This window comes from Methanomethylovorans sp., from assembly GCF_041305605.1.
GTDB lineage: Archaea > Halobacteriota > Methanosarcinia > Methanosarcinales > Methanosarcinaceae > Methanomethylovorans.
The window spans coordinates 1-2,890 of the sequence record NZ_JBFYLB010000094.1; the positions used below are offsets into that span (position 1 = coordinate 1).

General features: G+C 43.0%; 1 protein-coding gene, 1 tRNA gene and 2 rRNA genes. All 4 read left to right on the forward strand.

Annotated elements, in window-relative coordinates:
- A 23S ribosomal RNA gene (locus tag ACCM36_RS06130) occupies nucleotides 1-566 on the forward strand; the annotation flags it as partial.
- 94 nt (nucleotides 567-660) lie between these two features.
- Nucleotides 661-732: transfer RNA gene (locus ACCM36_RS06135), tRNA-Cys, on the forward strand.
- Nucleotides 733-755: 23 nt separating this feature from the next.
- Nucleotides 756-877, forward strand: a 5S ribosomal RNA gene (rrf, locus tag ACCM36_RS06140).
- Between the two features lie 189 nt (nucleotides 878-1,066).
- Nucleotides 1,067-2,491 carry a dihydrolipoyl dehydrogenase gene (locus ACCM36_RS06145; RefSeq protein ID WP_370572869.1) on the forward strand — a complete coding sequence of 475 codons (1,425 nt, stop codon included), beginning with the start codon at nucleotides 1,067-1,069 and terminating at the stop codon, nucleotides 2,489-2,491.
- The last annotated feature ends 399 nt before the right edge of the window (nucleotides 2,492-2,890 follow it).

Sequence of the window (2,890 nt, forward strand, 5' to 3'; positions counted from 1 at the left end):
GAACGAATGGGCCGGGCGTCCCGATGAACTGCACTGGATCACCCAGGAATACACCGCCGCGATCGAGGCTTTCGTCCGCGAGGCCCCGGAGCAGTACCTCTGGATCCACCGGCGATGGAAAACCCGCCCGAAAGACGAGCAGGCAAGAGCACATATCGACCCGGCGGCTTGCTACCTCGATGTCGGTTCTTTCCATCCTGGCTGTGCAGCAGCAGCCAAGGGTGAGGTTGTTCGCCTATTAAAGGGGATCGTGAGCTGGGTTTAGACCGTCGTGAGACAGGTCGGTTACTATCTACTAGAGGTGTGTGCAGTCTGAGGGTAAGTTGCTTTTAGTACGAGAGGAACCGAGCAACGGCGCCACTGGTCGATCGGTTGTCTGACAAGGCATTGCCGAGCAGCTACGCGCTAAGGAATAAGAGCTGAAAGCATCTAAGCTCGAAATCTAACCTAAAAAGAGACTGCGTTAAGAGTTCCGGTAGAAGACCGGTTTGATAGGGTCGGGATGTAAGCATCAAGGCAACGAGATGTTCAGTCCGCGGCTACTAACCACTCGTGCCTAGTCTGCCCTGCTAATTCCAGACGATATCTGATATGTGTATTAAGTGTACATGGTCTAATGAAAGGTTTATATCTTATCTCAACGTTAGAACTCCGCTAGGTGCCAAGGTGGCGGAGCGGCTACGCAATCGCCTGCAGAGCGATACCATTCCGGTTCGAATCCGGACCTTGGCTCATCCCCTTCATCAGAGTAAGAGTATAGCGGCCATAGCGGCGGGGCAACTCCTGTACCCATTCCGAACACAGAAGATAAGCCTGTCCACGTTCCGTACTGTACTTAAGTGCGCGAGCCTTTGGGAACTTCGGATCGCTGCTATGCTCACTCTATGATTTAAATACTAATTCTAATAACAATAACTTACTACCGGTTCCTACTAAATTCTCAAGTAATATCGTTTAATAATATGTGATTCATTTTTCTTTCTATAGCTCATGACCAATAGTTATAAAGATGGATAAGATTCAATCAAATTGATATATCCTGCTTTATATGTATTGGGGTGACAGAGTGAAAGAATACGATCTGATAATTGTTGGTACTGGCTCTGGAATGAACTATATTGGATCCATAATGGATGCCAATCCAGAAATGAACGTTGCTGTTATCGATAAGGATGAACCGGGAGGTATCTGTCTTACAAGAGGTTGTATACCCTCGAAGATACTGTTATATCCCGCAGAACTGGTAAATGATATTCATAAAGCTCAACATTTCGGGATTGACGTTCAGATCAAAAGTATTGATTTCAGCAAGATAATGGAGCGCATGCGCAGCAAGATATCTTCTGACATACAATCCATTGAAGACAATCTGCAGGCTAACCCACGCATCGATTATTACAAAGCCACTGCGGAGTTCATTGAGCCATACACTCTAAAAGCAGGAGAAGAAATTCTCAAAGGAAAGATGATCTTCTTATGTACAGGTTCAAGGCCAGCTATCCCATCTGTTAAAGGACTTGATGATGTAGGTTATCTCACAAGCGATGATGTGCTTCATATTTCTGAACTGCCAAAAAGCCTGACTATTATAGGCGGTGGTTATATTGCAGCAGAGTACGGCCACTTCTTCTCAGCAATGGGTTCTAAAGTTACTATCATTGGTCGTAACCCCCATTTTCTTCCCCAGGCAGAACCCGAGATCTCAGTGCTTGCAAAGCGTATGATGTCAGAACGCATGGAGATTATCACAAATCATGAAGTATTAGAAGTAAAACAAATTCCGGAAGGTAAGCAAGTCCTCCTGAAGCACAGAGAAACCGGTGAAGAGATGCAGATTGTATCATCGGACATTCTCGTTGCTACAGGCAGAGAATCCAATTCAGATCTTCTAAAACCTGAAAAAGCAGGTATTGAGATAGACAAACTGGGTTGGATCAAAGTTGATGAGCATCTTGAAAGTTCCCAGAAGAATATCTGGGTCATAGGTGATGCTACAGGTAAGCATCTCTTTAAACATGTGGCAAATCATGAATCCACCATAGTCTACTACAATGCCGTTCTGGGTCGCAAGGCAACTGTGGATTTCCATGCGGTTCCGGGTGCTGTTTTCTCAGAACCTGAGATCGCTAGTGTGGGTATGTCAGAAAAAGAAGCTGTAGCCCAATACGAAGAAGACAATATCGTCATCGGTTTTTATAGGTTCCAAGATACAGGCAAAGGCCTTGCTATGGACCTTGAAGATGAATTTGTGAAAGTTATCCTTGAGACGGAAACTGACAAGGTACTCGGAGCCCATATTATAGGCCCCCATGCTTCAATACTGATCCATGAGATAATTCCTGTTATGTACACTTCTGATCAGAGTGCTGCTCCTATAATGTACTCTATGGATATCCATCCTTCTCTGAGCGAAGTAATAAAAAGAGCTTTTTACTCCAGGATGCCTATCAGTGAATATCACATGATACTCAAAGCTTTGAATCTGGAATAAAAGAATATGTTCATTTCCTTTATTCCATTTTTGGTTCATTCTACTAATAAAAAGCTGACAAATCTAACTTGTTCTTTTTTTATTAATCTTCAAATTACTGTTAATTCTATCACTTCTCATGATATTGTTTTTATTGCTTATAAATTTCTAATACAGCAAACTTGCTTTATTTCCTAAATCTAGGTTCATTTTGGGCTTTTTTTTGCAAAAAAAGTTAAATCGTCACCTTTTTATCAAATCATCTCCTTTCTACAAATATGGAAATGGGATTCTCTTTTCACAGTCCTGTTTATCAAAAGGAGGCAAATTCATGCAATCTTTCATAGTAGAACATTACCTGCAAAAAGATGTGGATGTATATTGTGGCGGACCAGACACCTTCCAGGGAATAGTGGAAGC